Here is a 25,834-nt window from a genome sequence, read left to right on the forward strand (position 1 = left end):
CACCCCAACCCCTCTCCCCCACGGGGACTCCCTACGGTCGCCGGTGGAAGAGGGGCTTCCTCGCTTGAAGGGATGGTTTCGATGACGACGTTGTACGGATTGAAGAACTGCGACACCTGCAAGAAAGCGACAAAGTGGCTGGACCGCTTCGGCGTGGCCTATACCTTCGTCGATTACCGCGAGCACAAGCCGACGCCGGACACCCTGCTGGACTGGGCCGGCCAGGCCGGCGGCTTCGATGCGCTGGTCAACAAGTCCTCGACCACCTGGCGGCAACTGCCCGACAACAAGAAGACCCCCGGCTCCGATGCCGAGTGGAAGCTGCTGCTGCGCGAGTATCCGCAGCTGATCCGGCGGCCGGTGGTGGTGACCGACGACGGCCGGCTCAGCCAGGGCTTTTCCGACAACGGCTTCAAGCAGCGCTTCGGGGTGGCGTGACCATCCGCCCGTACCGGGCCGAGGACTGGGCGCGCCTGTGCGCCATCCACGACGCCGCGCGCCTGGAGGAACTGCAGGCGGCGGGGCTGGCCGATGCGTTCCTGCCGCTGCCGATCGCGGCCGCGCGCGAAGGCCTGTTCGATTACCGCGTGCAGGTCGCCGAATGGCAGGGACAGGTGCTCGGCTTCGTCGCCTACGATGGCGAGGAACTGGCCTGGCTGTACGTGGATCCGTCCGCACGCCGGCGCGGCGTCGGCCAGGCGCTGGTGGCCGCGGTGCAGGAGGCCAGCCCGGCGGGCCTGACGCTGGAATTGCTGGAGGGCAATGCCGCGGCGCTGGCGTTCTACCGCGCCTGTGGCTTCGTCGAAACCGGCATGCAGCATGGGCGCATGCCAGGCAACGAGGCGTTCGCGGTGCGCGTGCAGTGCATGCGCTGGCCGGCGCGCGCGGGCTGAGCGCGGTCCGCGGCCCGCCTGCGCTCGGCCAGGCGGGCAGGCAGGGTGCTCGGCATCGCTATCCCGCCCTCGTACACTGCGGTTCCCGCTGCGCCGTCAGCGTGCACGTGGCGACCGCTCGCGCGGTCTGCAGGCCACGGCGCAGCGTCCGCAGCATTGCGTCTTCCGCCTTCCAAACGGTGTCCCTGCATGTCCGATGTCCTTGAACTCGCCTGCGACCTGATCGCCCGCCCGTCGGTCACCCCCGACGATGCCGGTTGCCAGGAGCTGATCGCGCAGCGGCTGGCGCGCGCCGGTTTCGCCATCGAGCGGCTACGCTGCGGCCAGGTCGACAATCTCTGGGCCACCCACCGCGGCGGCGACGGCCCGGTGCTGGCCCTGCTCGGCCATACCGACGTGGTGCCGCCGGGGCCGCGCGAAGCCTGGGCCAGCGATCCGTTCGCGCCGCAGGTTCGCGACGGCGTGCTGTACGGGCGCGGCGCGGCCGACATGAAGGGCAGCGTGGCCGCCTTCGTGGTCGCCGCCGAGCGGTTCGTGGCGGCGCATCCGCAGCACCCTGGCACGCTGGCGGTGTTGCTGACCAGCGACGAGGAGGGCGATGCGATCGATGGCGTGCGCCACGTGGCGCGCATGTTCGCCGAGCGCGGCGAGCGCATCGACTGGTGCCTCACCGGCGAACCGTCGTCCACCGAACGGCTCGGCGACCTGCTGCGGGTCGGCCGTCGCGGCAGCCTTTCCGGCGCGCTGCGCGTGCGCGGCGTGCAGGGCCATGTGGCCTATCCGCACAAGGCGCGCAACCCGATCCACCTGGCCGCGCCGGCGCTGGCCGAGCTGGTCGCGCGGCACTGGGACGACGGTTACGAAAGCTTCCCGCCGACCAGCCTGCAGATCTCCAACGTGCACGCCGGCACCGGCGCCAACAACGTGATCCCCGGCGAACTGCAGGTCGCCTTCAACCTGCGCTACACCCCGCACTGGGATGCGCCGCGGCTGGAGGCGGAGATCGCCGCGCTGTTCGATCGTCATGGCCTGGACTACGAGCTGCGCTGGCACCGCAGCGGCGAGCCGTTCTACACCCCGGAAGGCACGCTGCGGCGGGTGGCGCGCGAGGTGCTGGGCGAGGTCGCCGGTGCGCCGCCGGAGGAGAGCACCGGCGGCGGCACCTCCGATGCGCGTTTCATCGCCCCGCTGGGCGCGCAATGCATCGAGGTCGGCCCGGTCAACGCCAGCATCCACCAGGTCGACGAACATGTGCGCGTGGCCGACCTGGAGGCGCTGCCGGACCTGTACCTGCGCCTGATCGAACGGTTGCTGCGGTAACAGTTGCGCCGGCCCGCGCGCCGGGTTACGTTCGCTCCATGCACTCGCTGTCCGCCCTCCGCTCGACCACCGCCAACGGCCGCAATCATGCGCTGGCGAATAATCGTGCGCGGCCGATGCGGGTCTGCGACTAGGCGCTACCAGAACCACCACGCCCAGCCACCAGAAAACCCGCATCGGCCGATGCGGGTTTTTTTGTGTCTGCGTGCGTGCCCCTTCGCCATCACCACCCCACGATCAGGAGCTTTCCCATGTGTTCGATCTTCGGCATCTTCGGCCTGCAACCGGGCGACGACCTGCAGGCCCTGCGACGGCAGGCGCTGGACTGCTCGCAGCGGCAGCGCCACCGCGGCCCGGACTGGAGCGGCGTGTATGTCGACGACGGCGCGATCCTGGTGCACGAGCGCCTGGCCATCGTCGATCCGGCCGGCGGTTCGCAGCCGCTGCTGTCGGACGATGGGCAACTGGCGCTGGCGGTCAACGGCGAGATCTACAACCACCGCGAACTGAAGAAGCAACTCGCCCAGCCCTACGCCTTCCAGACCGGCTCGGACTGCGAGGTGATCAACGCGCTGTACCGCGAAACCACGCCGGACGCGCTGCTGAACCGGCTCAACGGCATCTTCGCCTTCGCGCTGTGGGACAAGGCCGCCGGCCGCGTGCTGATCGCGCGCGATCCGATGGGCGTGTGCCCGCTGTACTGGGGCCATGACACGCAGGGCCGGCTGCGCGTGGCCTCGGAGATGAAATCGCTGGCCGACAGCTGCGCCGACGTCGCCCAGTTCCCGCCCGGCCATTACTACGACAGCGCCAGCGGCGAGCTCGTGCAGTACTACCGCAAGCCATGGCGCGACTACGCGGCGGTGCAGGGCGTGGAGGTGAGCAAGCAGGAACTGCGCGAGGCCTTCGAGCGCGCCGTGCATCGCCAACTGATGACCGACGTGCCGTACGGCGTGCTGCTCTCCGGCGGGCTGGATTCGTCGCTGGTGGCGGCGGTGGCGGCGCGCTTCGCGCGCAAGCGCATCGAGGAGAACGACGAGGCCGAGGCCTGGTGGCCGCGCCTGCACTCGTTCGCGATCGGCCTGAAGGGCTCGCCGGACCTGGCCGCCGCGGCGATCGCGGCCGAGGCGCTGGGCACCGTGCACCACGGTTTCGAATACACCTTCGAGGAAGGCCTGGACGCGCTGCCGGAGGTGATTCGGCACATCGAGACCTACGACGTCACCACCATCCGCGCCTCCACGCCGATGTTCCTGCTGGCGCGGCGGATCAAGGCGATGGGGGTGAAGATGGTGCTGTCCGGCGAAGGCAGCGACGAGATCTTCGGCGGCTACCTGTACTTCCACAAGGCGCCGAACGCGCGCGAATTCCACGAGGAGCTGATCCGCAAGCTCGACGCCCTCTACAACTACGATTGCCTGCGCGCCAACAAGTCGATGATGGCCTGGGGCGTGGAGCCGCGCGTACCGTTCCTGGACGTGGAGTTCCTGGACGTGGCCATGCGCATGGACGCCCAGTACAAGATGGCCGGCACCCGCGCCGACGGCAGCAAGCGCATCGAGAAGGCGGTGCTGCGCGAAGCCTTCGAGGGCTACCTGCCCGAGTCGATCCTGTGGCGGCAGAAGGAGCAGTTCAGCGATGGCGTCGGCTACGGCTGGATCGACGGACTGAAGGCGCATGCCGAAGCGCAGGTCAGCGACCGCGAACTGGCCGCGGCCGACAAGCGCTTCCCGGTGAACCCGCCGCAGACCAAGGAAGCCTATTACTACCGCAGCCTGTTCGAGCGCGCGTTCCCGACCCCGGCTGCGGCCGAGACCGTGCCCGGCGGCAAGTCGATCGCCTGCTCCTCGCCGGCGGCGATCGCCTGGGACGCCAGCTTCGCGGCGATGGCCGATCCCTCCGGCCGCGCGGTGGCCGGGGTGCACGCGCAAGCGTTGGCATGACCGGCGCCAGCCTGCTGGCGATCGCCGGGATGCTGACGCTGGGGAGATCAGTCCCGGCGCGAGCTTCTAGCCGGTGGCGCGGCTGGCCGCCGGGGGTTCGCGCGCGGCCTGATTCGCGCTGGTGGCCGGGGTGCTGTCCACCCGGCGCGCGGCGCTTGTGGATGCGCGCGCGGCGGTCGCTGGACCGGTTCAGTGCGGTGCTGATGAGCGGGCTGGGTCTGCGTCTGCTGTAGCGGCCCGCACGGCTCATCCCGCGCTCGTCGACGGGATCGCGGCATCGCCGGCGGCGGGTGCCGGTGCGGTGGCGGGCGCCGTGTCGAGCCGGATCGCGCTCTTGCCGCTGCCCTTGGCCGCGTACAGCGCGCGGTCGGCGCGCGCGAGCAGGTCGGACACCTCGCCACCTGGCGGCAGCGACGCCAGGCCGGCACTGAATGCGAAGCGCACGCCGACCACCTCCAAACCGCGGACCCGCTGCAGCAGCCGCTGCAGCAGTTCGTTGGCCTTGGCCTGCGACAGGCCTTCGAACAGCAGGCCGAATTCCTCGCCGCCGAGGCGGCCGACACGGCAGCGCGGATCCAGCCGCAGCAGTTCCGTCGCCAGCGCCTGCAGCACCGCATCGCCGACATGATGGCCATGCCGGTCGTTGATCTGCTTGAAGTCATCGATGTCCAGCATGGCGAACTGCAGCAGTTGCGGCGTGCTCGCCGCGGTCTGCAGGTCGGCCATCAGCGCGCGCCGGTTGGGAATGCCGGTCAGCGCATCGGTCTCGGCAAGACGCCGGTAACCTTCCTTGAGCGCATGCGTGGTGCGCATGGCGGTGACGAAGGTACGGTTGAGGGTGAAGCCGATCATGGTCACCGCCGCCACCAGGATGACCAGCAGTGGCAGGTCGGCGGACGAGGTCACCAGTGCGTCCTGCCAGCCGAGCAGGATCGTCCAGGTGGCGGCCATTGCCAGCAGATAGTCGCGGGAGTAGCTGAACACGATGCTCTGTCCAAGGCACAGGGTCACCGCGACCGGCAGCGTCCAGTCCAGACTGGCGGCGCCCATGTCGTGCAACTCGAGCCGGAGCGCTGCGCAGGTTGCGAGCATGAACAGGAAGCCGAACAGCCGCCACTGCCAGAAGCGCTTGGTCAGGCTCATGATCGCGCTGGTGCCGAGCAGGGCGGCGAAGACAAGCGCGTAGCGCAGGTCCAATGGCGCTTGCAGCCACGGGTTGCACAGCAACGATAATGGCCACGCCAGCATCACCAGGCCTTGCAGCGCCAGGATCGGCCGGCGAAGCACGCGGCGGATGTGGTTTTGGTAGGTCATCTGCGTTCCCTTGGAGCGCTGCAGCGTCTGCGTGGCACGGCCGGTGCGGTGGCCCAGCGCGATATCCGTCGGACGCTGGGGCGTCGTCACCGATTAGCGGCCGCCGCAGGTGGAGCTTTAGCGCGTCCGACAGGGGGGCGGGTGGTCGGCGGCGCCGCGCGCAGGACCCGGATGCATCGCTACGCCCCGGGGCGGAAGCGTGCCGCGGGGCCGTGCAGGGTTGGCCTGGCGTCCATCGCCGCGCGTCCGGGATGGCGCGGCGGCCGGACGCGCGCAGTGCCGTGCGCTTACTCGAAGCGCACGCAGTGGCCGTAGCGTTCGGGCTGGATGTCGATGCCCGAGGCATCGGCCTGGTTGTTCTTGCGCCACAGGTTGGGGCGGAAGTCCTTGCCGGTGCAGTTGGCCGCGCTGTCCACGCCGATGGTGTAGGTGTAGGGATTGCCGCGGAAGGTGTTGTTCTCGAAGGTGTTGTCCTGGCTCATGCTGTTGTCCCAGCACAGGATCTGCGGCGTGCGCTGGCGGATCGAGCAGGTCAGGTAGATCCCGGCGCCCTTGTTGTCGATGAACTGGTTGCCGGCGAACAGGTTGCGCCGCGCGTCGGCCAGGTACACGCCCTGGCTGCCGTTGCGCTCCAGGCGGTTGTCGCGGATCTCGCTGTCTTCCAGGTGCTCGGTGGTGATGCCGGCGGCGACGTTGTCGTGGATCACGTTGTCGATCAGCTTGACCTTGGCGGTGCGGTTGAACGACACCCCGTCCCAGATCGCGCCGGAGACGTCGTTGTGCGCGATCAGCAGGTCGCGGCTGTCGAATTCGCTGAGCAGGCAGGCGCTGCGGCACTTGCTCACCCGCAGGTGGGTCAGCTGGATGTTCTGGCCGTTGCGCACCACCACCAGGCTGTTGCTCAGGTACGGACGCTCGGGCATGAACTCCTTGTCGATGGTGCCGCCGATGATCTGCAACTGCTCCACGCGCACGTCGCGGATCGGCCGTATCGGGCGCTCGTTCTGGTAGTCGCCGATGACGATGGTGGGTTGCTGCACGTGGTCGCGCATGCGCAGCACCGTGCTGTCGCCCTGGCCGCGCAGGCGCAGGCCGTCGCGCTGGATCGACAGCAGCTTGCCGACCTGGAATTCGCCGGCGCTCAGGCACACGGTGGCGGGCTTGCCGTCGTTGGGGACACGGTCGATCGCGGCCTGCAGATCGTCGCCGGGTTCGGCGCGTACGCTGCAGTCGGAAGCGGCAGCGGGTGCGTTGGCGGCCGGCGTGGCACAGGCGGAGAACGACACGGCCGCGGCGAGCGGCAGCAACAGGGTGAGCAGGGGAGGGCGCTTCATCGGTAGGCGGACTCGGCTGTGGGGGAGGGGGAGGCGGAGCCGGCCGGCGCAGCATGGAGACAGGCGCCGGCACGGGACCGGGACCAGGTCATTGTGGTGCGGGCGGCCTTAATGTCAGCGTGTACCGGGTCGGGCCGGGCAGGAACTTTGTGGCGCGCCCCTGCACCCAGTCGGCGTGACCGGCGCCCCAGAACGGCGACAGCGGGTGGCCGCTCTGGCCGCCGGGCATGTGCACGATGCCGTCGGCCTCGTGGCCCGGCGCCACCACCATGCGTTCGGAGGCGCCGAAGGCCGGGCGCTGCACCCGCGGCATGTCGTCGTCGCCGGGCAGCGGCGTGGCCGGCATGCACAGCCAGCCGCGCAGCGGCCCCGGCAGGCCCTGCGCCAGCGGATGGCAGATCGCCGCGCGGTTTTCCAGGCCCCAGCGGCGTGTGTCCAGCGGGCCATCGGCCTGCAGTCGTGTGCGCACCTCGGCGGCGGCGTCTTCCAGCAGCGCCTGCCAGCTGCCGTAGCGACGCGGCAACAGGTGCAGCGGCTGTTGCTGCAGCAGCGGCCAGGCCACGCCTTCCAGTTGCGGCAGCGGCGGTGGCGCGGTGTCGTCGCCGGATCCGGCGCGGGCCGGTGCGATCAGTCCGTCGCGGATCCGGGTCAGCACCGCCAGACGCCACGCCCGCACCAGGGTGTAGCTCACCGAGCCGGTGCTGGCGCGGCCTTCCCAATGCGCGGCTGCCTGCGCCACCGCGTGCAGCGCTGGCGTGGCCGCGCCGGCGTCGCGTTGCTGCAGCAGCGCCCACCAGCGCTGCAGGAACAGCGCGCGGTCATCGAGCTGGATCGCCAGCAACTGCTGTTCGTTCAAGCGCGGGTGCAGGCGCAGGTCGTCGCGGATCTGCCGCGCGCGCGCACCCAGCGCGTAGCCGCCGTCGCCGATCGGCGCCAGCTCTGCGCCGCCGACCACGCGGGCGTTGGCGGTCCACAGTTGCCCGTCGGCAGGATCGATGCGCTGCGGCGATCGGGTGGTGGACAGCGGCCACGGCGCGCAGCGGACATCCGCCGGCACCGTCGCGCGCACGTCGTGCATCACCGCGTCGGCCGCGCAATGCGGGCCGCGCAGCGGCAGCGGGCCGAGCACGCGCCAGCCGATGTGGCCGTCGCGGTCGGCCAACACCAGGTTCTGCGCCGGCGTGGCGATGTCTTGCGCGCGGGCGAAGGCGCTGCCCAGCGTGTCGGTGCGGGCGAAGTCGGCCAGGCCCAGGTTCAGCGCGCCCGGCAACTGCGCGGCCCAGCGCAGCGCCAGCGCGCTGCCGTCCGCCTCGTGCTGCAGGATCGGGCCGTAGGCGGTGTCCTCCACCTGCAGCACGGTGTCGGCGGCGCCAGAGACCCGGATCCGTTCGCGGTGCACGCTCACCGGCGTGCAGCCGGGCTGCGGCGTCGCCGCGCAGGGCGTGAGCCGGTACCAGTCGGCGGTATCGGCATAGCTGTTGGTGAAGCCCCAGGCGATGTGACCGTTGCTGCCGACGATCACCGCCGGCAGGCCCGGCAGCGAGAAGCCGGACACGTCCACGCGGCCGCCGGGGGCCTGCGCATTGGCATAGCGCAGGCGCACCCGGAACCACAGGCTGGGCGCGCGCAGCGCCAGGTGCATGTCGTTGGCGACGATGGCGCGGCCGTCGGCGGTGCGGCTGCCGGCGATGGCCCAGTTGTTGCTGCCGGGCGCGGTAGTGGCCACCGCGTCCGCAGCGGCGCGCGCGGGCGCGTCCGCCAGGCGCCGCAGATCGACCTGGGCGGCAGCGGGCAGCGCCGCGTCGCCGCGCACGCTGCCGTCCAGGGCCGCGTCCCAACTGCTGCCCTCGTGGCGCAGCAGCGCGTACAGCGGCGCCGGCAAGCGCTGCTGCAGGCGGTACAGCGCCAGCTTGCGCTCGAGCTGCTGGCCCTGCAGGTCGAAGTACATCGCCTGGCCGGCCAGCGCCGAATCCACCGGCTGCCAGTCGCGCGGCGTGGCGAACAGCAGCAGATACGGCCACGGCCGCACCCGCAGCGCGTGCAGGCCCTGGTTGACGCCGGCGCTGTAGGCCTGCAGCGTCGCCGCGTGCGTGCCGGCGAAGGCGGCCAGCTGCGCGCTGCTGCGGGCGCGCAGGCGATGCGCACGCCGCGCCTTGTCCACGCCCAGCGCGTGCGGGCCGACCAGCTCGGACAGTTCGCCGGCGGCGGCGCGGCGCAGCAGGTCCATTTCGAAGAAGCGCTCCTGCGCATGCACGTAGCCGAGCGCGCGCATCGCATCTGCCTCGTCGGCTGCCTCGATGGTGACCACGCCCAGCGCGTCGCGCTGGATGCTCACTGGCGCCCGCAGGCCTTGCAGCGGGGCATTGCCGTCGAGCGTGGCCAGGCTGCCGCGCAGCAGCAGCCAGACGCCCAGCGCCAAGGCCACCGCCAGCAGCAGCGTGCCCAGCAGCACAGGCGTTTCCATCGACCGCGCATCGTCTCTCTCCGGTGGGTACGCTCCCGATTCTAGACGCGACTGCGTGTCGTTCCCGTGTGGGTGCGATGCGCTGTGCGCGGGGTCACGCATCGCGCGCCTGCGACTCGGGATGTGAATGATTCCGATTGGAACGCGGCGCGGCGGCATCGGGCACTATGGCGCCCTCAGTCGACCCCACGGAGCCCGCCCCATGAAGGGACACCCCGACGTTGTGCAATGCCTCAAGGAACTGTTGCGCGGCGAACTGGCCGCGCGCGACCAGTATTTCATCCACTCGCGGCGTTACGAGGACCAGGGCCTGCTGGCGCTGTACGAACGCATCAACCACGAAATGGAAGAGGAAACCGAGCACGCCGATGCGCTGCTGCGACGCATCCTGTTCCTGGAAGGCGACCCGGACATGCGCCCGCATGCGTTCGAGCCCGGGCGCACGGTCGAGGAGATGCTGGAGAAGGATCTGAAGGTCGAGTACGAAGTGCGCGCCAATCTGGCCGCGGGCATGAAGCTGTGCGAACAGCATGGCGACTACGTCAGCCGCGACGTGCTGCTGGCGCAGTTGCGCGACACCGAGGAAGACCATGCCTGGTGGCTGGAACAGCAGCTTGGCCTGATCAAGCGCATCGGCATGGCGCTGTACCAGACCTCGAAGATCGACGGGCACGTGTCCGGCAAGGACGCCTGATCCGCGCGCCTCCCGCGCAGGCGGGAGGCGTCATCGCTGGGCGGGGGTGTCCCCGCCACCGCGGCTGCGCATTGCCGGCCGTGGGCGACAGGGCGTACGCGCCTGTCGCCGCATTTTTCGCCTGACCGCATCGGCACGGCCGCCCTTCGCGCGCGGCGCTGCCTGTCATCGAGGCCGCCGCCTCCCGGCGGCAGCGGATGCCGAACCGTTGTTCCTTCTTCCTGACATAGCCGACCGCGTTCGGCCGCGCGCGCGTGGCGGCAGCGCTGGATGGTGCGGCTGAGGTATTGGCGCCTCTGCGGCGCGCTGCCATCGCTGCGCAGCGAGCCAATGCCGATCGCCGTGCTTGCCAGCGGCTGCTGCGATGCCGCAGAGATCGGCCGGTGCGCGCACTGCGCTGTTCGCGAAATTCCTTCGAATCCAGATGCTTGCGCGCCTGGCGAGGCACGCCATGCGCGACATGTACGCGGCGCTTGCAAAACGGTAGCGATCGCTATACGGTAGTTTTCACTACCTGATTGCGCGATGGCGAGGGGGCATTCGATGCAGGCGAGTCCGGGAATCAAGCGGTACGGCGCGGTGGGTGTGCTCGTCGCGGGAGCGACGCTGGTGCCGGCCACGGCATGCGCCGCACCGGCCTCGGCGCAGGGGCTGTGGCTGACCGCGGCCAAGGACGCGGTGGTGGCGTTCGCACCGTGCACGGATGCGGCCACCGCCTTGTGCGGGCGCATCGTCTGGGACAAGGACGCCGGTACCGCCAGCGATACCTGCGGCGTGCAGATCGCGCGCCTGGCGCGCGAGGACGGCGACACCTGGCGCGACGGCTGGGCCTTCGATCCGCGCAGCGGCAAGCGCTACAAGGCCACGCTGCGCGCCAGCGGCAGGTCGCTGGACCTGCGCGCCTTCGTCGGCGTGGAGGTGCTCGGCGAGACCGAACGCTTCACCCGCGTGCAGGCGCTGCCCAGCACGCCGGTCTGCGCCAAGTAGTCACCCGCCGCGCGCAATGCGCCGGCGCCATCGACGTGCGGGGCCGCCGCCGGCCGCCGCGCGTCCCACCTTCCTCAGCGAACCAGGGGAGATCGAGATGACTGCAGTCCGCTTCATGGCGACCCTCGCGGGCGCACTGGCCCTGCACGGCGCGTGCTGCGCCCAGGCCCACGCCCAGCAGGCCGACACCGATGGCACGGTCGACTACCAGTTCCAGAACCAGCTCAAGCTGATGAGCGAGCAGCGCACGCGCGGCGTGTCCGACTCGCTGATGCGCCCGTCGCTGAAGTGGACCACTCAGTTCGTGCACGCCAGCGGCTTCGTCGCGCTGCTGGAGGTGGCCAAGGTCAGCAAGAAGCAGTTCCTCGACGGCGACGGTCTGGGCATCACCGCCGCGGCCGGCTACCGCTTCGGCAACCCCGATGCCTGGCATGCCGGCATCGGCCTGGCCACCGAACGCTTCCCCGGCGCCAGCTTCCTGGCCCCGCACCGGATCGACCTGCAGACCGGCACGCCGGAGGACATCCGCCGCACCGACTACGACAGCAATTTCGGCGTGCTCGAACTCGGCTACGGCGCGGTCGAGGGCCGCGTGCTGTACGTGTTCTCCAAGACCTACCGCGGTGCCGACACCGGCGGGGTGTGCGCGCAGATCCTGCAGTTCGCCGCCGACCCGAGCGCGGCGCTGCGCTGCTTCGCCCGCGGCGACCACGACTCGCGCGGCACCTTGCTGGGCGATCTGAACTACCAGACCCCGCTGCTGCCGTCGCTGCTGCCATCGACCACGCTGCGCCTGCACGCCGGCTACCAGAAACTGCGCAACTTCAGCGAGGGCAGCTTCGCCGACTACCAGATCGGCGTCACCCACAAGCACTGGGGCCTGGACTGGAACCTGGACTGGGTCAGCACCCGGGTCAACGCGCACGAACTGTACTGGGTGCAGGACGGTGCGCGCATCCGCAAGACCGACGGCGACACCCTGGTGGCCTCGGTCGGCTACACGTTCTGAGCCATGCGTAGCGAACTGCTCGATGCCGACCGTGGCGGCGACCAGCCGCTGGTGCTGGCGGTGGACCTGGGCACCTCCGGCTGCAAGTGCGCGCTGGTCACCCTGGACGGCCAGGTGATCGCCTGGGCGTTCGAGCCGGTGCCGCTGCACGTGCACGGGGTCTGCGCCGAGCAGGATCCGCGCGACTGGTGGAACGCGCTACTGGTCACCGCCGCGGCGGTGCTGCAGGGCGGCGAGGCGCTGCGCCGGCGGGTGACCGCGGTGTGCTGTTCGACCCAGGGCGAGTGCACCGTGTGCGTGGACCGCGACGGCCGCGCGCTGGGCAACGCGATGCTGTGGCTGGACATGCGCGGGCAGGCGGCGATCGCGCGGCGCCTGCGCGGACGCTGGCTCAACCTGCGCGGCTATGCGCCACTGAAGTTGCTGCGCTGGCTGCGCCTGAGCGGCGGTGCGCCGGCCGGCAGCGGCAAGGATTGCGCCGGCCACATCGCCTACCTGCGCGACCACGAACCGCAGCGCTACCAGCGCACGCACAAGTTCCTCAACGCGCTGGACTATCTCAACCTGCGCCTGACCGGGCGCTTCTGCGCCACCGCCGATTCGGTGCTCACCACCTGGGTCACCGACAACCGCGACCCGATGCGGATCCGCTACGACGACGGCTTGCTGCGCCTGCTCGGCATCGAACGCGACAAGCTGCCGGACCTGGTGGCCTCCACCGAGGTGCTGGGGCCGCTGCTGCCGCAGGTGGCGGCGCAGCTGGGTCTGTCGCCGCAGACCCGGGTGGTCGCCGGCGCCATCGACAACTCGGCGGTGGCGGTGGCCGCGGCGGTCGAGGACTACGCCGCGCATCTGTACCTGGGCACCTCGTCGTGGCTGGGCGCGCACGTGCCGCGGATGAAGACCGACGTGTTCAGCAACATCGCCGCGGTGCCGTGCGCGGTGAGCGGGCGCTATCTGGCCACCGCGCTGCAGTCCACCGCCGGCGCCAACCTGTCGTTCCTACGCGACCGCATCCTGTTCCATCCCGACGAATTGCTGCGCGACGAAGAACGCCCGGACGTGTACGAGGTGCTCAACGTCATCGCCGCGCGGGTGCCGGCGGGCGCCAACGGCCTGCTGTACATGCCGTGGCTGTTCGGCGAGCGCACCCCGGTGGAGGACCACAGCCTGCGCGCCGGGCTGGTCAACCTGTCGCTGATGCACACCCGCGAGGACATCATCCGTGCCTTCATGGAAGGCGTGGCCTTGAACACGCGCTGGATGATGGAGCCGTTCGCGCGCCTGCTCGGCCGCGATCCCGGCGTGATCGCCGCGGTCGGCGGCGGCGCGCAGTCGGACCTGTGGTGCCAGATCATCGCCGATGTCAGCGGCCAGCCGATCCGGCAACTGCACAACCCGATCCAGGCCAATGCGATCGGCGCCACCTTCATCGCCGGTGTGGGCCTGGGCCGGCTGCGCTTCGCCGACCTGCCGGCGCTGCAACGTGCGCGCCGGGTGTACGAACCGTCTGCGGCCACGCGCGCGCTGTACGACGACCGCTATGCGACGTTCCGCGAGTTGCAGCGTACCCTGGCGCCGATCTACCGGCGCATGAATCCCCTTCCCGAGTGCGTGCCGGAGGTTTCCCAGCATGTTTGCGCATGAACAACGCGCACGCGTGGTCGCGCTGTGTGTGGAGTTGTCGCGACGCGGCTATCTGGCCGGCACCGGCGGCAACGTCGCGCTGCGTCTGGATGCCGAGCGCTTCGCGGTGACGCCGTCGGCCACCGACTACCTGGCGATGCGTGCCGAGGACATCTGCGTGGTGCGCCTGGCCGACCTGCGGCAACTGGATGGCGCCGCCACGCCGTCGGTGGAGACCGGGCTGCATGCGCAGGTGCTGCGCCGCCGGCCCGACATGGCCTGCAGCATCCACACCCATCAGCCGGTGGCCAGCGCCTGCGCGCTGCTCGGTGCGGCGCTGCCGGTGGAGGACCCGGCGTTGCAGGTGGCGATCGGCCACAGCGTGCCGATGGTCGGCTACTTCCCGTCCGGCACCGGGCTGTTGGCCTGGCTGCTGGCGCGGCAACTGCGCCCATCGCGCAATGCCTATCTGATGCGCAACCACGGCGTGCTGTGCTGCGGCCGCAGCCTGGAGCAGGCGGTGGCGGCGGTCGATGCGCTGGAGCAGGTGGCGCGCGAACACCTGACACGCCGCATCCGCCGCCGCGCCCTGCACGACACCGGCCTGGCCGCGCCGTTGCGCGCCGTTCTGACTGCCCTGGAGGCCTGAGCGCATGCACGCCCTTTCCGTTTCAGTTCCCCCGAGCCCGGCACCGACCATGAGCCAGACCCCCGCCATTTCGCAATGGCCCGATGTGGACCAGTTGTACGCACGCTTCCACGCGTTGGTGAACCAGCCGATGCGGCCGATCGGCGCCGCCGGCATGGCCAAGGTGATGCGCTACTTCGACGAGCGCTGCCAGGGTTCCAGGCGCCTGGGCGAGGCGGCCAAGCAGGTGATCCCCGGCGGCGTGCAGCACAACCTGGCGTTCAACCATCCGTTCCCGCTGGCCATGCACAGCGCCGAGGGCGCGTACCTGACCGACGTGGACGGCAACCGCTACATCGACTTCCTGCAGGCCGGCGGCCCGACCCTGCTCGGGTCCAATCCGCCGGAGCTGCGCGAGCACGTGCAGGCGGTGCTGGACCAGTGCGGCCCGGTGACCGGCCTGCTGCACGAGTACGAGGTCAAGCTTGCCGAACTGGTCTGCGCCAGCATGCCGGCGGTGGAGATGCTGCGCCTGCTCGGCTCCGGCACCGAGGCGGTGATGGGCGCGGTGCGCCTGGCCCGCACCCACACCCGCAAGAAATGGATCATCAAGATCGGCGGCGCTTACCACGGCTGGAGCGACCAGTTGGTGTACGGCATGCGCCTGCCGGGCACCGGGCGCATGGAGGCGATCGGCATCCCGCGCGGTGCCACCGCCTATACCCAGGAATGCCATCCCAACGATCTGGATGCGCTGCGCCGCAAGCTGCAGTTCAATCGCCTGCGCGGCGGTACCGCGGCGGTGCTGGTGGAGCCGCTGGGGCCGGAGAGCGGCACGCGGCCGGTGCACCACGACTACAACCGGCAGGTGCGCACGTTGTGCGACGAGTTCGGCGCGCTGCTGATCTTCGACGAAGTGGTCACCGGCTTCCGGCTCGGCCCGGGCGGTGCACAGGGCTACTTCGGGGTGATGCCGGACATCACCGTGCTCGGCAAATGCCTGGCCGGCGGCTATCCGATGGCCGGGGCGATCGGCGGCCGCCGCGAGGTGATGATGAGCCTGGTCGGCGGCATCGGCACCACCGCGCGGCGCGCCTTCGTCGGCGGCACGCTGTCGGCCAATCCGCTGTCCTGCGTGGCCGGCTACCACGCCTTGCTGGAGGCGCAGCGCAGCGATGCCGCCGGCAAGGCCGGCCGCGCCGGCGATCGCCTGCGCCAGGGGCTGGAGACGATCATCCGCCGTCTCGGCCTGCCGTACGTGGTCTACAACATGGGCTCGATCGTGCACCTGCAGACCTCCGGCGTGCTGCTGCTGGACACCGGCAACCTGTACAAGCTGTGGCGCGTGCGCAACGAGGCCAAGCAGCGCAAGCACATGATGGAGGAGATGGGCGCGGCGTATTCCGCGCACGGGCTGATCACCCTGGCCGGCAGCCGCCTCTACACCAGCCGCGCCGATACCGATGCGGTGGTCGACGAGGCGCTGAACCGCTTCGACGACGTGTTCAAGCTGGTGTAGCGCATGCCCACCGTCTCGCAGATCGAAGCACTGTGGCGGCACACCCGCGAGCGGCTCGCGACCAAGCGCCTGCTCGGCGACGACGCGGCAGCGCTTTCGCTGCGCTGCCCGGGCAGCACGGCGATGTGCTGCGGCGCGCTCGATGCGGAGCGGCCGCAGTGGCTGGACTGGCGCGACCCGGCGTTGCCGGCGTCGGCGCAGGTGCACGCGCAGGTGTACCTGCGGCGTCCCGATGTCGGCGCCAGCGCCTGGTCGGCGGGCGCGTTCGGCCATCGTCTGGCCGATGTCGGCGGCGTGCTGCCGCAGGTGTTCGACGAGCAGGCCCGGCACATCGGGCCGATGCCGGCGCCGCTGGCGGCTGCGGACCGGTTGACCAGCGGGCCGCCGCAGATCGGCAACGCCCTGCTGCTGGGCGGGCGCCCGCTGTGCCTGGGGAGCAGTGCGCAGCGGTTGGCGCTGAACCTGGAACTGTTCGAAAAATGCGCCAAGGCCTATGTGCTTGCCGCGGCCACCGGCGGGCAGGTGCGGGAACTGCCATGGTGGGTCCGGCGCATCGCCAACGGGCGCTTGCGCAAGGACCAGACGCGGGCCGCCGCGGCGTTTGCCGCAGGCGAACTGCCGGCCGAAAGTACCGGGTATTGAGGAAGCGCTGCGATGACCGCCATGCCGTCCCCATCGTCCATGCCGCCGGCGGCCGTGCAGGCGGCGCGTCCGCTCGCCGCGGCCTTGTCGATCGGCGCGATCGCGCTGCTGATCCTCGGCGTGCAGCCGATCGTGCTCGGCGCGCTGGTCGAGCAGCGCCTGATCACCCTGCCCGGGGTGGGCGTGGTGGCGATGGGCGAGATCATCGCCCTGGGCATCGGCGTGGCGCTGGGCGATGCGCTGCTGCCGGTGTCCTGGCAGCGACGCACCGCGATCGTGGCGGCGCTGCTGGCCGCGCTGCTGAACCTGGCCACGCTGCAGACGCAGGGCGATGCGGCCTTCGTCGCGCTGCGCGCGGCCGCCGGCCTGGCCGAGGGCCTGCTGGTGTGGGTGGCCACGGTCAGCATCGTGCGCGCGGCCGCCCCGGACCGGATCACCGCGGTGTTCATGGTGTTGCAGGCGCTGGCGCAGATCGCGCTGGCGGCGGCGCTGGCGCTGTGGGTGTTGCCGGCGGCCGGCTGGAAGGGCGGCTTCGCCGCCATGGCCGCGACCTGCCTGCTGGTGTTGCCGCTGGCGGCGGCCCTGCCGGCGCCGGCAAGCCTGGCCGCGGCGGCCGGTGTCCCGTGCGCGGCGAGCGCCACCGCCCGGCTGCGCTGGTCGCCGGCGACGCTGGCGCCGCTGCTGGTGGCGTTCCTGCAGATGGCGGCGATCGGCGCGCTGTGGGCCTACCTGGAGCCGCTGGCGCTGCGCGCCGGGCTGGATGCGCATGCGGCGCAGCTGCAGACCTCGTGGGTGTTGGGCATGCAGATCGTCGGCGGGCTGGCGGCGATCTACTGGGTGCGCCGGTTGTCGGTGACGGCGACGCTGACCCTGGGCAGCGTCGCGTTGTGCCTGGTGGCTGCGGCGATGTACCGGGTTCCCGGGCATCCGGCACCGGGTTTCGCGGCGGTGTGCGTGGCGTTCGGCTTCGCCTGGATGTTCCTGATGCCGTTCCATGTCGGCCTGGCGCTGCGCGCCGATGCGCAGGGGCGGGTGGCGGTGCTGGTGCCGGCCGCGCAGTTGATCGGATCGGCGTGCGGACCGTTGCTGGCGTCGCTGCTGCTGCACGCAGACGATCCGGCGCCGGTGCCGCTGGTCGGGCTGGGCTTCGCGCTGGCCGCGGCCTTGCTGGCGCTGTGGATCGGCCGGCGGCAGCGCCACCCGGCCGTCGTGCAGGCGGGCTCGCATGCCGGGTAATGGCGGCCGCTCCTGCGCGCTGGTCGCCGCCGCGGCGCAGGGCGGCCTGCGCCGCGTGGCGCAGGGCAGGGCACTGCCACACGCAGGCTGGCGGCCGACGCTCCACACGCAGGAGAAGTGCGATGTCGCCTGAGCCCGTGCAGGACACTGCGCCGGAGACGATCGCGGCGCTGTTCGCCGCGCAGCAGGCCACCGCGCTGGCCTGGCGCGGCTCCTCGGCAAACGCGCGGCGCGCACATCTGCGTGCGTTGCGCGATGCGTTGCTGGCGCGGCGGCAGGCGTTGATCGCCGCCTTCGCCGCCGATTTCGCCAAGCCCGCACTGGAAGTGGAACTGACCGAGCTGCTGCCGGTGGTCGACGAGATCGCCACCGCCATCGCGCAGCTGCCGCGCTGGATGCGGCCGCGCAAGGTCGCGCCGACCCTGCTGGCCCTGGGCACGCGCGCGCGCATCGCGTTCCAACCCAAGGGCCGCTGCCTGATCATCGGGCCCTGGAACTATCCGGTGGCCACCGTGCTGGGGCCGCTGGTGTCGGCGCTGGCCGCCGGCAACACCGCGCTGATCAAGCCGTCCGAATTCACGCCGCAGGTCAACGCGGTGCTGCATGCGGTGCTGGAGGAAGCGTTCGCGCCGGAGGAGGTGGCGCTGGTGCAGGGCGGCGCGGCGACCGCGCAGGCCTTGCTGGCGTGTCCGTTCGACCATGTGTTCTTCACCGGCTCGGCGTCGGTGGGCCGGCAGGTGATGGCCGCGGCGGCGCGGCAGTTGACCCCGGTGACGCTGGAGCTGGGCGGCAAGTCGCCGGTCATCGTCGACCGCAGCGCCGACCTGCGCCGCGCCGCCGAGGTGATCGTCTGGGCCAAGCTGGTCAATGCCGGACAGACCTGCATCGCCCCGGATACCTTGTTCGTGCATCGCGATGTCAGCGCGCGTCTGCTCGACCACTGCCGCGCCCTGTTGGCGCAGCGCTACGGTGCCGATGCGCAGGCGGTCGCCGCCAGCCCGCACCTGGCGCGCATGATTCATCCGGCGCATGCCGCGCGCGTGGCCGTCCTGATCGACGAGGCGCGCGCCGGCGGCGCGCAGCTGCTGGCCGGTGGCGAGCACGACGCGGCGCGGCGCTACGTGGCGCCGACGCTGCTGGGCCAGGTGCCGGCGCAGGCGCGGATCGCGCAGGAAGAGATCTTCGGCCCGGTGCTGCCGGTGGTCGAGTTCGCGCGCCTGGACGAGGTGCTGGATCGGCTCGATGCCGCGCCCAAGCCGCTGGCGCTGTACCTGTGGAGCCGCGACCGCGCCGGCGTGGCGCGGGTGCTGGCGCGCACCAGTTCCGGCAGCGCGGTGGTCAACCATTGCCTGCAGCAGTTCGTGCACAGCGGTTTGCCGTTCGGCGGCGTTGGCGCTTCGGGGTTCGGCAGCGCGCACGGCGTGCACGGCTTCCGCGCCTTCTCGCACGAGCGCGCGTTGCTGCAGGGCGGGCGCCTGCCGATCGTCAAGGCGTTCTTTCCTCCGTACACCAGGTTGCAACAACGATTGGCGGCCGGCCTCAGCGCGTGGCTGGCACGACGCTGAGCGACGCTACGGTGTGTCAGGTGCGGGCGCGGTAAGATGCGATGTCGGCGCGTGCAACGACGTTGCGGCGTAGTCCGCGCACCATTGCCGCGGCGATGCGTGCCGTGAGGCTGGCGTAGTGCCGCCACCGCGGCGCCTGCCGCTTCACCACCATCGAGATCCCATGCCCGCCGACACGCCGCGTCCCTCCGCACCGCACCGCCCGCGCCTGACCGGGAACAAGGTGCCGGCCCAGCATCGCGCCACCGAGACCTACGAACAGATCCTCTCGGTCACCGCGCAACTGCTCGGGGACGTCGGTGTGGAGCGGCTGTCCACCAACCTGGTGTGCGCGCGTGCCGGGCTGACGCCACCGGCGTTGTACCGCTACTTCCCCAACAAGTACGCGCTGCTGTCGGAACTGGGCCGGCGGCTGATGGAGCGGCAGAACCAGCTCATCCCCAAGTGGATCACCCTGTCGGCGATGAGCGGCACGCGCGAGGAACTGCAGCGTGCGCTGGCCGGGCTGGTGCTGGATACCTACCGCGTCACCAAGGCAACCGAGGGCGGGGTGTGGGTGCTGCGCGCGCTACGTGCGGTGCCGGCGCTGCAGCAGGTGCGGCTGGAGTCGCACGCGCAGGTCACCAAGGGCCAGGTGCGCTTCCTCAGCGAGGCCTTCCCCGACGCCGATCCGCGCCAGCTGCGGCTGGTCAGCCGCATCGTGGTCGACCTGATCTATGCGACCGTGGAGTTGCTGTTCGACACCCGCCTGAGCGCCCGCGCGGTGGCCGATACGGTGGCGGCGATGATCGCCAGCCATATCGAGCAGCTGCGCGACGGAGCGGCGGCGGATGACAGCGCGAAGCAGGCGTCGACAGACGCCGCCTGAGGCAGCAGCGAAGCGTCCGCAGACAAGGCGCGGTACCCGCAGGACGCTGCACGTGCCGCCCCGACCGCGCGACTAGGCGGCGAACTTGCCTGCATCGAGATCCGCGATCAGCGTCGGGCCGGTCGGCGTCCAGCCGAGCCTGGCCTGGGTCAGCGCGCTCGAGGCCGGCATGTCGAGTTGCACGAACATCGCCATCCAGCCGAAATGCGCGGCCGCCTCGCCGGGCGCGATCGACACTACCGGCAACTTCAGACCGCGCCCCAACGCCTCGGCGATCTCGCGGCTGCGGATGCCTTCCTCGCCCACCGCGTGATAACGCGCGCCCGGCTGCGCCCTCTCGATCGCAAGACGGTACAGCCGCACCACGTCGGACAGGTGGCCGGCCGGCCAGCGGTTGCGGCCGTCGCCGACATAGGCGACCACGCCCTTGTCGCGCGCGATCGCCACCAGCGGGGTTACCAGCCCTTGCCGATACGGGGTATGGACCTGCGGCAGCCGCAGCACCGAGACATTGACGCCGGCCTCGAGCAACGCGTTGCCGGCCTGCTCGGAGGCGATGCGCGGATTCGGGTGGGTGGCGTTGAACACGTCCTCGCTGGCCGGCTCGCCGTGTTCGCCGCTGCCCACGCCGGTGCCCGAGGTGATCAGCAGCGGGCGATCGGAACCCCGCAGCGCCGCGCCGAGGGCCGCGATCGCGCGTCCGTCCTTCTCGCAGTTGGCGGCGAAGTTGCTGAAATCATGGTCGAACGCCGCGTGGATCACGGCATCGGCCTGGGCGGCGCCACGCGCCAGACTGTCCGGATCCTCGAGCGTGCCGTGGTGGACCTCGGCGCCGGCCGCGCGCAGCGCCTGCGATCCGGCCTCCGATCGGGTCATGCCGAGCACGCGATGGCCGGCCTGGAGCAGTTCGGGAACCAGGGCCGAACCGATGAAACCGGTCGCGCCCGTCAGAAAGATACGCATGGTGCACTCCGTCGTGTCAGTGCGGACCACTCTCCGGCATCGGCATATCCCGTTAAAGTAGTGACGTCATCGTAGTAAAGCGACTAACAGGCTTGCCATGCATTCCGATCCGGCCAATTCCCTGGGCGACTTCCTGCGCAGCCGGCGGACCCGGCTCGATCCTGCCAGCTTCGGCTTCTCCGGCCGTCGGCGCACACCGGGCCTGCGCCGCGAGGAAGTCGCGCAGCGCGCCAACATCAGCCCGACCTGGTACACCTGGCTGGAACAAGGGCGCGGGGGCGCGCCGTCGGCGCAGGTGCTGGAGCGCATCGCCGGCGCGCTGCTGCTGACCGAGGCCGAACGCGACCACTTGTTCATGGTCGCGCTGGGGCGCCGGCCGGAGGTGCGTTACCGTGTGGTGGCGGGGGTCGACCCGCGGCTGCAGCGCGTCCTCGATGCGCTGGAAACGAGCCCGGCCATCGTCAAGACCCCGACCTGGGACGTGGTGGCCTGGAATCGCGCGGCGGCGGTGGTGCTGACCGACTACGGCCAGCTCCCCGTCGGCGAGCGCAACATCCTGCGCTTCCTGTTCTGTCATCCCGCCACGCGCGCCAAGCAGCACGATTGGGCGAGGGTGGCGCGCTTCGTGGTGGGCGCGTTTCGTGCCGACGTGGTGCGTGCGGGCATCGCGTCGGACGCGGCGGCCCTGGTGACCGAACTGTGCGCGCGCAGCGCCGAGTTCGCGGCCCTGTGGCACGACCACGAGGTGTTGAGCCACGGCGAGGGCGATGGCGAAAAGCGTCTCAGGCATCCGCTGCTAGGCGAGATCGCGCTGGAGTACTCGGCCTTCGCCGTGGACGGCCGGCCGGACCTGGGCATGATCGTCTACACGCCCGTCGATGCCGGCGTAGCCGCACGGATTCGCGCGCTGGCGGCCGTGCATGGTACGGCCGATGGCGCGCGGATCGATGCGGCGCCGGCATCCGTGCGACTTGGCGACACGACTTAGGATAAGCGGCGCGCACGCTGTCGCGCCGTCCTCTGGGCTCTTGCCTGCGCGGCGGCTTACTCAACCGCCAGATCGTCGACCTTCTGCCAGCCGCGCGGCAGCAGCCCGCCGCGGCTGGCGCGGGCGCCCAGGTAGGCGTCCAGGTCCTTGAACGACAGCGACATGGTGCGCTGGCCGCTCTTGACCAGCAGCGTGTTGCCCGGCGCCACCGCGGCGATCGCCACCACCCGTTCGGTGCTGAGCTTGGCCTTGGGGATGTCGATGATCTTGTTGCCCTTGCCCTTGTCCAGCTCGGGTAGGTCGGCGACCGGGAACGCCAGCAGGTGGCCGGCGCTGGTGACCGCGACGATGCGGTCGCTGCCGGCGCCGCTCACCGGGGCCGGCGGCAGCACCTTGGCGTTCGGGGTCAGGTTGAGCATGGCCTTGCCGGCCTTGTTGCGGCTGGTCAGGTTCTCGAAGCGGGTGACGAAGCCGTAGCCGTGCGAGGACGCCAGCACCAGGCGACTGTCGTGCTCGCCGCTGGCGATGGCCTGGAACGACGCGCCGGCCGCGGGCGAGAAGCGTCCGGTCAGCGGCTCGCCATTGCCGCGCGCCGAGGGCAGGGTGTGGATCAGGGTCGAGTAGGCGCGGCCTTCCGAATCCAGGAACGCCACCTGCTGGGTGCTGCGCCCGCGCACCGCCGCCAGCAGGCTGTCGCCGTCGCGATAGGACAGCGCCGCTGGGTCCACGTCGTGGCCCTTGGCCGCGCGGATCCAGCCCTTCTCCGACATCACCACGGTCATCGGCTCGCTCGGCACCAGCTCGGTCTCGTCGATGGCCTGGGCCGCGTCGCGCTGCACCAGCGGCGAACGCCGCGCATCGCCGAACTTCTTGGCGTCGGCCATCAGTTCGTCCTTGATCAGCTTCTTCAGCTTGGTCTTGCTGGCCAGCACCGCCTGCAACTGCTCGCGTTCCTTGGCCAGCGCGTCCTGCTCGCCGCGGATCTTCATCTCTTCCAGCCGCGCCAGTTGGCGCAGGCGGGTTTCCAGGATGTAGTCGGCCTGTTCCTCGCTGAGCGCGAAGCGCGCGATCAGCGCCGGCTTCGGCTCGTCCTCGCTACGGATGATGCGGATCACTTCGTCCAGGTTGAGGAACGCGGTCAGCAGGCCTTCCAACAGGTGCAGGCGGCGCTCGACCTTCTCCAGCCGATGGTTGAGGCGGCGCACCACGGTGTCGCTGCGGAAGCGCAGCCATTCCTCCAGCAGGGTCTTGAGGTTCTTGACCTGCGGGCGGCCGTCCAGGCCGATCACGTTGAGGTTGACCCGGTAGCTGCGCTCCAGGTCGGTGGTGGCGAACAGGTGGCCCATCAGCTGCTCGGCGTCGACCCGGTTGGAGCGCGGCACCAGCACCACCCGCACCGGGTTGGCGTGGTCGGACTCGTCGCGGATGTCTTCCAGCCACGGCAGCTTCTTGGCGCGCATCTGCTGCGCGATCTGCTCGATCACCTTGGACGGCGACACCTGGTAGGGCAGCGCGGTCACCACAATGTTGGTGTTTTCCTTCTGGTAGGTGGCGCGGGCGCGCACGCTGCCATGGCCGGTTTCGTAAATGGTGCGCAGGTCGGCGGCCGGGGTGATGATCTCGGCGGTAGTTGGGTAGTCGGGGCCGCGCACGTGCTCGCACAGGTCGGCGACGCTCGCATCGGGGTCGTCGAGCAGGCGGATCAGCGCGCTGACGATCTCGTTGAGGTTGTGCGGCGGCACGTCGGTGGCCATGCCCACGGCGATGCCGGTGGTGCCGTTGAGCAGCAGGTGCGGCAGCCGCGCCGGCATCCAGGTCGGCTCGTCCAGGGTGCCGTCGAAGTTCGGCGACCAGTCCACCGTGCCCTGGCCCAGTTCGCCCAGCAGCACTTCGGCGATCGGGGTCAGCTTGGACTCGGTGTAGCGCATCGCCGCGAACGACTTCGGGTCGTCGGTGGAGCCGAAGTTGCCCTGGCCCTCGATCAGCGGATAGCGGTAGGAGAACGGCTGCGCCATCAGCACCAGCGCTTCGTAGCAGGCGCTGTCGCCGTGCGGATGGTACTTGCCGATCACGTCGCCGACGGTGCGCGCGGACTTCTTCGGCTTGGCCGCGGCATTGAGCCCCAGCTCGCTCATCGCGTAGATGATGCGCCGCTGCACCGGCTTGAGCCCGTCGCCGAGGAACGGCAGGGCGCGGTCCAGCACCACGTACATGGAGTAGTCGAGGTAGGCGCGTTCGGCGTATTCGCGCAGCGGCAGCTGTTCGAAGCCATGGAAGGCGGGGCGGGCGAGATCGGTCATGCGCAGGGAACACCTATAGGGGAACGCGGCGCCAGGCGCCGCAGGTCAGCCGGTCGATTATCCGGATGCGGCCGGCGATGCCAAGCCGCGCGTGCCGCCGGCGCTGGCCAGGTAGCGAGCCGGAGGATGACCGAAGCGGCCGCGGAAGGCGGTGACGAAGGCGCTGGAGCTGCTGTAGCCGAGTTGATAGGCGGTGTCGGCGACGCTGGCGCCGTCGCTCAGGCGGCGCAGGGCTTCGGCTAGCCGCGCCTGCTGGCGCCAGCCGGCGAAGCCGAAGCCGGTCTCGTCGCGGAAGTGCCGGCTCAGGCTGCGTGAGGACAGGCCGGCCCAATCGGCCATTGCGCCAGCGAGCGGTCGTCGGCGGGGGTCTCCAGCAACTGGGTGGCGATGCGCAGCAGGCGCCGGTCGCGGGGCATCGGCAGGTGCAGATGCTCGACCGGAGCGTTGCGCACCTCGTCCAACAGCACGCCACACAGGCGCTGCTGTTCGGCGTCCAGCGCCGCCGGCACGCCCCATTGGGTCATGCGCCGCAGCAGTTCCCGGAACAGGCCGTTCATGCCGATCACGCAGGTCCGCGGCGGCAGGTCGGCGCAGACGTCGGGGCGGATCAGCACCAGGTAGCTGCGCACCCGCCCGGACACTTGCACGGTGTGCAGTTCCTGCGGCGGCATCCAGCCGGCGCAGCCCGGCGGCAGCGACCACTGGCCGTGCGCGGTACAGGTGCCGAGCACGCCCTCCTCGACGTAGATCAGCTGGCCGCGCACGTGGCGGTGCCAGTCCACCTCGCGCCGCAGCGACACCGACGAGTGCGCCATGAATGCCAGCGCGGGCGGGCCGTCGGCGCGCTCGAACCAGTGCAGGGCGCGCGGGTCCAGGGCGCTGTCGGAGGCGACGGCAGGGGAGGGAGGGGCGGGAGCGATTGGCCCGATTTTGATATCCATTGTCCTGATTGTAATACCGGGCCACGCGCCGCGGCCGCTAGAGTGCGCACCGTCACCAGTGTTCCTTCGCTGCAACGCAGCATCTACTTTCCTTGGGGATATTTTCTTGACATATATTTCTAGATGAAAATAATAGGCGCCCATGAACTGCGCTCCCAATCTGCCCGGTCCGCCCTCGTTCGGCCTGCTCCTGCGCCAGGTGCGTGACGGCCTGATGCGGCGCCTGGACGACGCCATGGCCGGGTTGGAACTGGACCTGTGCTTCAGCCACTACCTCGGCATGAAGGCCTTGGCCTACATGTCGCCGTGCACCGCCAACGAACTGGCCCAGGCCCTCGACCAGAACCCCAGCGCGGTGACGCGCCTGCTGGACAAGCTGGAAGACCTGGGCTGGGTGCGCCGCGAGGCGCATGCGCAGGACCGCCGCGCGCTGCAGATCGTGCTCACCGACGACGGCCGCGCGCTGTGGCAGCAACTCAAGCAGCGCGGCGACGACGCCATCGCCGACGCGCTGCGCGATCTGTCCGCCGAGGAGCGCGAGCACCTGTTTTCGCTGTTGGCCCGCGTCCGCGACTCCCTCAATTCGCCCTGAAACCCGCC

Annotated in this window: 21 protein-coding genes and 1 pseudogene; 16 read left to right on the top strand and 6 right to left on the bottom strand. The window is 70.7% G+C overall.

Annotated elements, in window-relative coordinates; all coding sequences use genetic code 11:
• Positions 1-81 precede the first annotated feature (81 nt).
• The 4 genes from NKJ47_RS08145 (at position 82) to asnB (ending at position 4,156) form a co-directional block, all read left to right on the top strand.
• On the top strand, positions 82-438 hold the full coding sequence (locus NKJ47_RS08145; protein WP_242159347.1) for an arsenate reductase: 357 nt from the start codon (positions 82-84) through the stop codon (positions 436-438).
• Positions 435-893, top strand: a complete 459-nt coding sequence (locus NKJ47_RS08150; protein ID WP_254460970.1) for a GNAT family N-acetyltransferase — start codon at positions 435-437, stop codon at positions 891-893. Before NKJ47_RS08145 ends, NKJ47_RS08150 begins: the two co-directional genes overlap by 4 nt.
• Before the next feature lie 189 nt (positions 894-1,082).
• Complete coding sequence (dapE, locus tag NKJ47_RS08155; protein ID WP_254460971.1) at positions 1,083-2,213, top strand: succinyl-diaminopimelate desuccinylase; 1,131 nt, start codon at positions 1,083-1,085, stop codon at positions 2,211-2,213.
• Positions 2,214-2,464: 251 nt separating this feature from the next.
• Positions 2,465-4,156, top strand: coding sequence for an asparagine synthase B (gene asnB / locus NKJ47_RS08160; protein WP_254460972.1), 1,692 nt, complete (start codon positions 2,465-2,467; stop codon positions 4,154-4,156).
• 246 nt (positions 4,157-4,402) lie between these two features.
• Here asnB and NKJ47_RS08165 read toward each other — a convergent pair whose 3' ends face one another.
• The 3 genes from NKJ47_RS08165 to NKJ47_RS08175 form a co-directional block, all read right to left on the bottom strand.
• Positions 4,403-5,470, bottom strand: coding sequence for a GGDEF domain-containing protein (locus NKJ47_RS08165; RefSeq protein WP_254460973.1), 1,068 nt, complete (start codon positions 5,468-5,470; stop codon positions 4,403-4,405).
• Between the two features lie 287 nt (positions 5,471-5,757).
• Positions 5,758-6,804, bottom strand: a complete 1,047-nt coding sequence (locus tag NKJ47_RS08170) for a right-handed parallel beta-helix repeat-containing protein (protein ID WP_254460974.1) — start codon at positions 6,802-6,804, stop codon at positions 5,758-5,760.
• Between the two features lie 88 nt (positions 6,805-6,892).
• A complete protein-coding gene (locus NKJ47_RS08175) occupies positions 6,893-9,268 on the bottom strand; it encodes a penicillin acylase family protein (protein WP_254460975.1) in 2,376 nt (791 codons plus the stop codon).
• Positions 9,269-9,470: 202 nt separating this feature from the next.
• Here NKJ47_RS08175 and bfr point away from each other — a divergent pair, with 202 nt between their 5' ends.
• The 10 genes from bfr to NKJ47_RS08225 all read left to right on the top strand — a co-directional run bounded on the left by bfr (position 9,471) and on the right by NKJ47_RS08225 (position 20,042).
• Positions 9,471-9,962, top strand: a complete 492-nt coding sequence (gene bfr / locus NKJ47_RS08180; RefSeq protein ID WP_026143459.1) for a bacterioferritin — start codon at positions 9,471-9,473, stop codon at positions 9,960-9,962.
• 543 nt (positions 9,963-10,505) lie between these two features.
• Positions 10,506-10,949: a DUF2147 domain-containing protein gene (locus tag NKJ47_RS08185; RefSeq protein ID WP_254460976.1), complete on the top strand. Its 444-nt coding sequence runs from the start codon at positions 10,506-10,508 to the stop codon at positions 10,947-10,949.
• A 115-nt stretch (positions 10,950-11,064) separates the two neighbouring features.
• Complete coding sequence (locus tag NKJ47_RS08190; RefSeq protein WP_254460977.1) at positions 11,065-11,958, top strand: TorF family putative porin; 894 nt, start codon at positions 11,065-11,067, stop codon at positions 11,956-11,958.
• Between the two features lie 3 nt (positions 11,959-11,961).
• Positions 11,962-13,605: a xylulokinase gene (locus NKJ47_RS08195; protein ID WP_254460978.1), complete on the top strand. Its 1,644-nt coding sequence runs from the start codon at positions 11,962-11,964 to the stop codon at positions 13,603-13,605.
• The gene (locus NKJ47_RS08200; RefSeq protein ID WP_254460979.1) at positions 13,592-14,233 is read left to right on the top strand and encodes a class II aldolase/adducin family protein; all 642 of its coding nucleotides are present in this window, start codon (positions 13,592-13,594) and stop codon (positions 14,231-14,233) included. Before NKJ47_RS08195 ends, NKJ47_RS08200 begins: the two co-directional genes overlap by 14 nt.
• A gap of 49 nt (positions 14,234-14,282) precedes the next feature.
• Positions 14,283-15,731, top strand: a complete 1,449-nt coding sequence (locus NKJ47_RS08205; RefSeq protein ID WP_254460980.1) for an aspartate aminotransferase family protein — start codon at positions 14,283-14,285, stop codon at positions 15,729-15,731.
• A gap of 3 nt (positions 15,732-15,734) precedes the next feature.
• Positions 15,735-16,373: a hypothetical protein gene (locus NKJ47_RS08210; protein WP_254460981.1), complete on the top strand. Its 639-nt coding sequence runs from the start codon at positions 15,735-15,737 to the stop codon at positions 16,371-16,373.
• 84 nt (positions 16,374-16,457) lie between these two features.
• The gene (locus NKJ47_RS08215) at positions 16,458-17,609 is read left to right on the top strand and encodes an MFS transporter (protein ID WP_254461377.1); all 1,152 of its coding nucleotides are present in this window, start codon (positions 16,458-16,460) and stop codon (positions 17,607-17,609) included.
• 122 nt (positions 17,610-17,731) lie between these two features.
• Positions 17,732-19,174, top strand: a complete 1,443-nt coding sequence (locus NKJ47_RS08220; RefSeq protein ID WP_254460982.1) for an aldehyde dehydrogenase family protein — start codon at positions 17,732-17,734, stop codon at positions 19,172-19,174.
• Positions 19,175-19,337: 163 nt separating this feature from the next.
• Complete coding sequence (locus NKJ47_RS08225) at positions 19,338-20,042, top strand: TetR/AcrR family transcriptional regulator (protein ID WP_254460983.1); 705 nt, start codon at positions 19,338-19,340, stop codon at positions 20,040-20,042.
• Positions 20,043-20,114: 72 nt separating this feature from the next.
• Here the strand turns inward: NKJ47_RS08225 and NKJ47_RS08230 are convergent, their stop codons facing one another.
• Positions 20,115-21,005, bottom strand: coding sequence for an SDR family oxidoreductase (locus NKJ47_RS08230; protein ID WP_254460984.1), 891 nt, complete (start codon positions 21,003-21,005; stop codon positions 20,115-20,117).
• A 97-nt stretch (positions 21,006-21,102) separates the two neighbouring features.
• On the opposite strand from NKJ47_RS08230, the gene NKJ47_RS08235 reads away from it, so the two are divergent.
• Entirely contained in the window at positions 21,103-21,993 is an 891-nt protein-coding gene (locus NKJ47_RS08235) for a helix-turn-helix transcriptional regulator (RefSeq protein WP_254460985.1), read from the top strand.
• A 56-nt stretch (positions 21,994-22,049) separates the two neighbouring features.
• On the opposite strand, the gene parC is transcribed toward NKJ47_RS08235, so the two are convergent.
• A complete protein-coding gene (gene parC / locus NKJ47_RS08240) occupies positions 22,050-24,293 on the bottom strand; it encodes a DNA topoisomerase IV subunit A (RefSeq protein ID WP_254460986.1) in 2,244 nt (747 codons plus the stop codon).
• A gap of 57 nt (positions 24,294-24,350) precedes the next feature.
• Positions 24,351-25,234, bottom strand: a pseudogene (locus tag NKJ47_RS08245) (AraC family transcriptional regulator).
• 142 nt (positions 25,235-25,376) lie between these two features.
• Here NKJ47_RS08245 and NKJ47_RS08250 point away from each other — a divergent pair.
• A complete protein-coding gene (locus NKJ47_RS08250; RefSeq protein ID WP_254460987.1) occupies positions 25,377-25,826 on the top strand; it encodes a MarR family winged helix-turn-helix transcriptional regulator in 450 nt (149 codons plus the stop codon).
• Positions 25,827-25,834 lie beyond the last annotated feature (8 nt).

It is taken from the genome of Xanthomonas sacchari, assembly GCF_024266585.1.
Classification (GTDB): domain Bacteria; phylum Pseudomonadota; class Gammaproteobacteria; order Xanthomonadales; family Xanthomonadaceae; genus Xanthomonas_A; species Xanthomonas_A sacchari_C.

Excerpts from the sequence above, each read along its gene's own strand:
- NKJ47_RS08250 (WP_254460987.1), top strand. The coding sequence starts at position 25,377 with ATGAACTGCGCTCCCAATCTGCCCGGTCCGCCCTCGTTCGGCCTGCTC.
- NKJ47_RS08195 (WP_254460978.1), top strand. The coding sequence starts at position 11,962 with ATGCGTAGCGAACTGCTCGATGCCGACCGTGGCGGCGACCAGCCGCTG.
- asnB (WP_254460972.1), top strand. The coding sequence starts at position 2,465 with ATGTGTTCGATCTTCGGCATCTTCGGCCTGCAACCGGGCGACGACCTG.
- parC (WP_254460986.1), bottom strand. The coding sequence starts at position 24,293 with ATGACCGATCTCGCCCGCCCCGCCTTCCATGGCTTCGAACAGCTGCCG.
- NKJ47_RS08170 (WP_254460974.1), bottom strand. The coding sequence starts at position 6,804 with ATGAAGCGCCCTCCCCTGCTCACCCTGTTGCTGCCGCTCGCCGCGGCC.
- NKJ47_RS08235 (WP_254460985.1), top strand. The coding sequence starts at position 21,103 with ATGCATTCCGATCCGGCCAATTCCCTGGGCGACTTCCTGCGCAGCCGG.
- NKJ47_RS08190 (WP_254460977.1), top strand. The coding sequence starts at position 11,065 with ATGGCGACCCTCGCGGGCGCACTGGCCCTGCACGGCGCGTGCTGCGCC.
- NKJ47_RS08175 (WP_254460975.1), bottom strand. The coding sequence starts at position 9,268 with ATGGAAACGCCTGTGCTGCTGGGCACGCTGCTGCTGGCGGTGGCCTTG.
- NKJ47_RS08225 (WP_254460983.1), top strand. The coding sequence starts at position 19,338 with ATGCCCGCCGACACGCCGCGTCCCTCCGCACCGCACCGCCCGCGCCTG.
- NKJ47_RS08185 (WP_254460976.1), top strand. The coding sequence starts at position 10,506 with ATGCAGGCGAGTCCGGGAATCAAGCGGTACGGCGCGGTGGGTGTGCTC.
- NKJ47_RS08165 (WP_254460973.1), bottom strand. The coding sequence starts at position 5,470 with ATGACCTACCAAAACCACATCCGCCGCGTGCTTCGCCGGCCGATCCTG.
- dapE (WP_254460971.1), top strand. The coding sequence starts at position 1,083 with ATGTCCGATGTCCTTGAACTCGCCTGCGACCTGATCGCCCGCCCGTCG.
- NKJ47_RS08220 (WP_254460982.1), top strand. The coding sequence starts at position 17,732 with ATGTCGCCTGAGCCCGTGCAGGACACTGCGCCGGAGACGATCGCGGCG.
- NKJ47_RS08145 (WP_242159347.1), top strand. The coding sequence starts at position 82 with ATGACGACGTTGTACGGATTGAAGAACTGCGACACCTGCAAGAAAGCG.
- NKJ47_RS08210 (WP_254460981.1), top strand. The coding sequence starts at position 15,735 with ATGCCCACCGTCTCGCAGATCGAAGCACTGTGGCGGCACACCCGCGAG.
- NKJ47_RS08200 (WP_254460979.1), top strand. The coding sequence starts at position 13,592 with ATGTTTGCGCATGAACAACGCGCACGCGTGGTCGCGCTGTGTGTGGAG.
- bfr (WP_026143459.1), top strand. The coding sequence starts at position 9,471 with ATGAAGGGACACCCCGACGTTGTGCAATGCCTCAAGGAACTGTTGCGC.
- NKJ47_RS08205 (WP_254460980.1), top strand. The coding sequence starts at position 14,283 with ATGAGCCAGACCCCCGCCATTTCGCAATGGCCCGATGTGGACCAGTTG.
- NKJ47_RS08230 (WP_254460984.1), bottom strand. The coding sequence starts at position 21,005 with ATGCGTATCTTTCTGACGGGCGCGACCGGTTTCATCGGTTCGGCCCTG.